5 protein-coding genes are annotated in these 5,874 nt (G+C 44.5%); 3 read left to right on the top strand and 2 right to left on the bottom strand.

What is annotated here, in order from left to right:
- Positions 1 to 486 precede the first annotated feature (486 nt).
- Positions 487 to 981 carry a phosphohistidine phosphatase SixA gene (gene sixA / locus IM515_RS00380; protein WP_002771496.1) on the bottom strand — a complete coding sequence of 165 codons (495 nt, stop codon included), beginning with the start codon at positions 979 to 981 and terminating at the stop codon, positions 487 to 489.
- A gap of 52 nt (positions 982 to 1,033) precedes the next feature.
- On the bottom strand, positions 1,034 to 2,257 hold the full coding sequence (locus tag IM515_RS00375; RefSeq protein ID WP_287627900.1) for a DHH family phosphoesterase: 1,224 nt from the start codon (positions 2,255 to 2,257) through the stop codon (positions 1,034 to 1,036).
- 291 nt (positions 2,258 to 2,548) lie between these two features.
- Here IM515_RS00375 and IM515_RS00370 point away from each other — a divergent pair, with 291 nt between their 5' ends.
- The 3 genes from IM515_RS00370 to IM515_RS00360 all read left to right on the top strand — a co-directional run bounded on the left by IM515_RS00370 (position 2,549) and on the right by IM515_RS00360 (position 5,773).
- Positions 2,549 to 4,606 carry a class I SAM-dependent DNA methyltransferase gene (locus IM515_RS00370; protein WP_287627899.1) on the top strand — a complete coding sequence of 686 codons (2,058 nt, stop codon included), beginning with the start codon at positions 2,549 to 2,551 and terminating at the stop codon, positions 4,604 to 4,606.
- Between the two features lie 35 nt (positions 4,607 to 4,641).
- Entirely contained in the window at positions 4,642 to 5,061 is a 420-nt protein-coding gene (locus IM515_RS00365) for an endonuclease domain-containing protein (RefSeq protein ID WP_052275827.1), read from the top strand.
- Positions 5,062 to 5,398: 337 nt separating this feature from the next.
- Positions 5,399 to 5,773, top strand: a complete 375-nt coding sequence (locus tag IM515_RS00360; RefSeq protein WP_287627896.1) for a restriction endonuclease subunit S — start codon at positions 5,399 to 5,401, stop codon at positions 5,771 to 5,773.
- Positions 5,774 to 5,874 lie beyond the last annotated feature (101 nt).

Genomic DNA, 5,874 nt, shown 5'->3' with positions numbered 1-5,874 from the left:
GCAAGATTTTGAGAGAATCGTCGTTCAAAACCTTGCGTCTTCATCGGCCCGCGTCCTGTAGGGGCGAAGCATTCGGGCAATAACCTATCGGTGAAACCGTAGATTTTCTATCCGAATGCTTCGCCCGTACTTTTTGCCGCAGACCCTAATTAGGGTTTGCGGCAAAAAGTTTTTCCTGGCGGCAGGGTGTAGGGTGTCGGGTGTCGGGTGTCGGGTGTCGGGTGTAGGGTGTGGGGTGTCGGGTGTAGGGTGTGGGGTGTCGGGTGTAGGGTGTGGGGAGAATAAATAAAAATAATCTCCTATCTCCAGCAATCCTGTCTCCTGACTCCTATCTCCAGCAATCCTGTCTCCTGACTCCTATCTCCTGACTCCTATCTCCTGACGACCGGCTCCTGACTCCTACCCCCACCAATACACTTTTTCGGCATACCCTAACTAAACATCGATTGTAGTCTCCAAAAAGGATAGATACACCTAGGTTAATTCCTAGAGAAGTAATTTCGGTGCTGTCAACCAGAATAACTGACACTTACCTAGGGGATTTTCTTGATTGGGAACCTCTAGACCAATTATTCCCGCTTTTTTGACCGATAATTTTCCTTGAAACTTGCCCCAAACTAGCATTTCCGTCCAATAGCCTAAATCCGGTTCGTGGCCCACCAGTGCGATCGCATTTTCCTCTCGCTGATAGTCGGACTTTTGCCACCACTGTACCCAATCTTGAATATTGCCGTTGGGAGATAGGGGGTTAAATTGCTCAATTTCACGGCTTAAACCCGCTTTTTGCAAAATTTCGGCGGTTTGCACGGCACGCACCAAAGGAGAGGTCAAAATTAGGTCAAATTTCACCCCCAACTGTCCTAATCTTTGGGCAACTTTAGCAGTTTTGGCCTTACCTTCCTCGGTTAAAGGACGTTCCCTATCGTTGAGATAATCCCCCGATTGTCCTGCTAATCCATGACGCACAAAATAAAGTTTCATATCAGTGTTAGGTCGGTCTTTGCCATGATAATAGATAGCTGAGGTCTAATAGCTAGGTGCGAATTACCTTTTCATCGGGGTTAACTAGATGGGAAAGTTTCTGTTTAATTTGGGTGTCATAGAGTTCCCACTTAAGTTTTGCATATTCGGCATTATTATTAAAACCACCGAGGAAACCGATAGGAATTTCAAAACCTCCGGCCATATAACGACCACCACCAAAAAAGCGACCTTGGTTATCCTGTCCGAAAGCTTCCTTGAGAAATTCATCGGGATCTAGGGTAATTTTGCTGGTACGCATAGAACCAATGACTAACTCGATATCCTCATCTTCATCGTGAACGATACCATAAACTAAAGCCGTGTGAACATTTTCCTCTGTCACCAAAAAATCGGCAGCTTGGGGAATCGCATCCCGGTCATCATAACGCAAATAACCGACCCCGGCGATCGAATAATTATTTTTAATAATACGGTTTTTCAGGGCCCGTTCAATCACATCCATCACCCGTCGGGATCTGGCCGATTGCAGGACAGCGTTTAATAATTGAGCATCGTAGAAACGACTGAGATAACCAGCAGCAATAAATTCACATTCTTGCGCTTGCATTAAATTATTCGTATCCGATCGCAATCCGTGCATCAAGGCTGTGGCACACTTAACATGGACGGTATCGCTAGTATTAAAATTTATTAACCCTTTTTGGATATATTGGGTTAACATCGCCGCTGTTGCCCGGATTTGGGGACGAATATCGACAAATTCCGCCTCTAGATCCCCTTGGCGAGTATGATGATCAATCACGACAATAATGGGAATTTTTGCCTGTTTAACCAGAGTGGTTAACTGACTATTGGTTCCCTGACCATCGACAAAAACACAACCCTGATAAACCGAAAGATCTCTATCCTTGAGGGTATGGACTCCCCAACGTTTAGCCGGTAAACCCGTTAGTTTTACCAAAGCGACATTTTCCTGATGGGAGAGAGTACCCGCATAGACTATATCACAGTGAATATCGTACTGTTCGGCGATAATTTGATAGGCCCAGGCACTAGAAAGAGCATCGGGATCCGGGAAATCCTGCATCACCACAATTTGATTTTCGCCACGGTGATTTTCTAAAGTACGTCGTAGGCGATCGATTAGGGAAATAAGTAGGGTATCATTACTAACCGTGACTGGAGGAAGGGGACATACTGCCGACGGTTCCCCTACCACTACATCGGTTTCGAGGGACTTGGCAGGAACTAGACTCAGTAATTCAGCCATCATTTTTAGAAAAGTTCGCTTAAAGGTAGATTCAGTCAGGATTTTTTGAGCTAATTAATTCTAGACGATATTCTCGCTCGATCGGTTCATCTCAAATATTAAGCTTTTCTAGCCACTAGCTCCCTACTCTGGGGCTATAACTCTAGTCTATCAAAAGACCTCTCCTGTTTGTTCTGGGAGAGCGGTGAAGGCAATTAACCATCGCTGCCATTACTTGAGAAGATAGATACTATACAGAATCCCTTAATTTTCCCTTCACGCTCGACCATCTACCTAATTCTTGAGTAAAATTTCATGGCCCAACTGGACAACATCGAAGCGATCGAAAAAAAGCTCTGGAAAGCGGCCGATACTCTGCGAGCTAATTCTAACTATGCCAGTAACGAGTATTTTCTGCCCGTTATGGGCTTGATTTTCCTCCGTCATGCCTATAGTCGTTTTCTCAAGGTTAAGAGGGAGGTAGAGGCGGATTTACCGAAGCGACAGGGTAAAACACGCTCCTTAACCAAAGAAGATTTCTTGTGCAAAGGAGCCATCTATCTCCAAGAAAAAGCTCAGTTCGATTTTCTGGTGGCGCTCCCCGATAGCGTCAATCGATCGACTTCCTTGATGGAAGCAATGCTATCGATCGAGGGGGATTATCCACCTTTAGGGGGTATTTTACCGAAAACGGAGTACCAAGAGCTAGATAACGTGGTATTAGGGAATTTACTACGGATTTTAAACCCGGAAGAGTTAAAAAAAGCCGATGGGGATATTTTCGGGCGAATTTATGAATATTTCCTAACACAATTCGCTAATCTCAAAGCTCACGATAACGGAGAGTTTTTTACTCCCGTTTCTCTAGTATCTTTGATCGCCAATGTTTTAGAACCCGATCACGGATTGGTTTTCGATCCTGCCTGTGGTTCGGGGGGAATGTTTGTCCAGAGCGCACATTTCGTTGAGAAACAGCGCATCAATCCCCAGATGTTAACTTTTAAAGGGTTAGAGAAGAATCCGACCACGATTCGTTTAGCCAAGATGAATCTCGCAGTTCACGGTTTAGAAGGGGATATCCAAAAAGCGATCACCTACTACGAGGATCCGCTGGCATTAGCTGGGAAAGTGGATTATGTAATGGCCAATCCTCCCTTTAACGTGGACGAGGTAGATAGTAAGGTAGATGGTGATGAGCGCTTACCCTTCGGATTGCCAGGAGTCAATAAAAATAACAAAGTTTCCAACGGTAACTATCTATGGATCAGTTACTTCTACAGCTATCTCAATGATCGAGGAAAAGCCGGTTTTGTTATGTCTTCCCAAGCTTCCAGCGCCGGGAGAGACGAAGGCAAGGTAAGACAGAAGTTAATCGAGACGGGAACGGTGGACATAATGATCGCCATCCGCTCTAACTTTTTCTATACCCGCTCCGTACCCTGCGAGTTGTGGTTTCTCAATCGAGGAAAACCCGCCGAGCTTCAAGATAAGATATTAATGATCGATGCCCGCAATATTTACCGGAAAGTAAACCGGACGATCAACGATTTTAGCCCAGAGCAGTTACAGAATATTCTCTCGATTGTCTGGCTCTATCGGAGCGAATCCAAGCGTTTTATCGATTTGGTTGTCGGTTATTGCCAGAGTATCGATCGAGAGTATCAGGGATCGATCGCTCTTTTACAAAACTATCGCGAGCATCTGGACAAGTTAACGGAGGCACTAGAGAAATTTTATAATCTCATCGATGAAAAAGACGGGACATGGTTAGAACTCCGAACAGCATCTGAGCTTTTTAAGGATGACATGGATAAATACGCCAGTTTCCCTCCGATTTCCTATAATGCTGATGATTTAGAGACTTTACACGAGGCTGTCCGTCGTTATCACGAATACGGCGAATTTAGCCGGGATCTGGGCAAACAGGCGGATCTGGTGAATAAGTTATTAGGTCGAGCGATCGAGCGTGCCGAGAAGGATCTGGGAGCAAGAGATAGTAAACTGTGGTGGAATTCCCGCGGACTCAATATCTTACGCAAAGAAGCTGATACAAACCGTCAGAATGCGATCGAACAGCTTAAATCGGTTCGTAGTTTCTACCGTCACGCTCACTGGTTATTAGAAAGGTTCCCCGATGCCAAGCTGCGGGATGTGGAAGGGTTGGTTAAAGTGGTCGATCGCGAGGAGTTACAGGCGAATGATTGGAGTTTAACCCCCGGACGCTATGTCGGCGTTTCCCCAGAGGAGGAAGATGAGGGTTTCGATTTCGAGGAAACGTTACGCGAAATTCATCTGGAGTTAAATGATCTCAACTTCGAGGCGATTCGTTTAGCTGATGAAATTGCGAAGAATTTTGAAGGGTTAGGAATTTAAAAAAGAACTTGGGTATATTTCCTTAAAGGAGACCGATGGAGATAGCGATCGTGTCTAAATTAAAATACGGTGTTTATTTTCTACCCTACAATCCCGATTTAGTCCCTAGAGCCAAGGAAATGCGAAAAAATCCCACACCGACAGAAAAAAAGTTATGGGCTTTTCTCCGGCAATTTCCCTTAAAAATGTGGCGACAGCGACCGATCGATCATTTTATCGTTGATTTCTATTGTCCGAAGTTGAAATTAGTGATCGAGGTGGATGGGGAGGTTCATCTTACTCCGGAGGCAATGGCTTATGATGCTAGAAGAACGAAGGTTTTGGAGGGATACGGATTAACGGTGATCCGTTTCACCAATGATGAGGTTAAATACGATTTCGAGGCGGTTTGTGAGAAAATATCGGGGTTTATTTCTTCGCTTCCTGTCTGTACGGAGGTTGATGATCCTCCTTAGTCCTCCTTGAAAAGGTTATCCCCCCTAGCCCCCCTTTTCAAGGGGGGAACCGGAACCGGAAGGGGAACCGGAACCGGAACCGGAGCGCGGTAGGGGTGCTGGTGGTGAGACGGGCGCTACGGCTGCGTAAGTCCCCCTTGAAAAGGGGGATTTAGGGGGATAAAAAGTCCTGCTTCCCACCGGTGATTCCCAAATTTGGTAAGTTAGAAAAGGTTACATCTGCGGGCGATTCGTTTAGCTGGAAAATGCTAAAGCTATAGGCGATCTATTCATTCGGTTGAAAGGGATTTGATTGTCCGTCTAGTAGTTTAATACGTTATTTGGAGACTATAAAAATATGAATCTGACCGAGGTTTATCTTGAAGATGTAATTAGCTTTTTTAATGGAAAAGCACCAAGCCAACTTAAAAATGGAGAATATAAAATATATGGATCGAATGGAATAATTGGCAATTCTGACAGCTTTAATCATGAAAATGCTATCATTATAGGTAGAGTTGGTGCTTATTGCGGCTCTATTGAAATTTGCAATAATAAATTTTGGGCTTCTGATAATACGATTGTTGTTAAAACAAACAACAACAATAATTTAAAATACTTTTATTATCTTCTTGGTGAATTTCCCCTAAGAAATTTTGCTGGTGGTTCGGCACAACCCTTGTTAACTCAAGCGGCTCTTCGGGACTTGGTATGGTTCGATATGGGGGCATAAATCGACTCAATCCTTATCTGGCAAGAGATTTAATTGATTAGTTCGCTCCAGATCGCAAACAATTGACAAAAATTGCGGCAATGTCTGTCTCTATAAAGGTT

Source organism: Microcystis sp. M44BS1 (assembly GCF_020244875.1).
In the GTDB taxonomy this organism is placed as follows: Bacteria; Cyanobacteriota; Cyanobacteriia; order Cyanobacteriales; family Microcystaceae; genus Microcystis; species Microcystis panniformis.
Note: the sequence above shows the minus strand (reverse complement) of the source record. Positions and strands in the feature narration are given on the sequence as shown.

Coding starts and splice junctions, on each gene's coding strand:
- IM515_RS00360 (WP_287627896.1), top strand. CDS start 5,399: ATGAATCTGACCGAGGTTTATCTTGAAGATGTAATTAGCTTTTTTAAT.
- IM515_RS00375 (WP_287627900.1), bottom strand. CDS start 2,257: ATGATGGCTGAATTACTGAGTCTAGTTCCTGCCAAGTCCCTCGAAACC.
- IM515_RS00365 (WP_052275827.1), top strand. CDS start 4,642: ATGGAGATAGCGATCGTGTCTAAATTAAAATACGGTGTTTATTTTCTA.
- IM515_RS00370 (WP_287627899.1), top strand. CDS start 2,549: ATGGCCCAACTGGACAACATCGAAGCGATCGAAAAAAAGCTCTGGAAA.
- sixA (WP_002771496.1), bottom strand. CDS start 981: ATGAAACTTTATTTTGTGCGTCATGGATTAGCAGGACAATCGGGGGAT.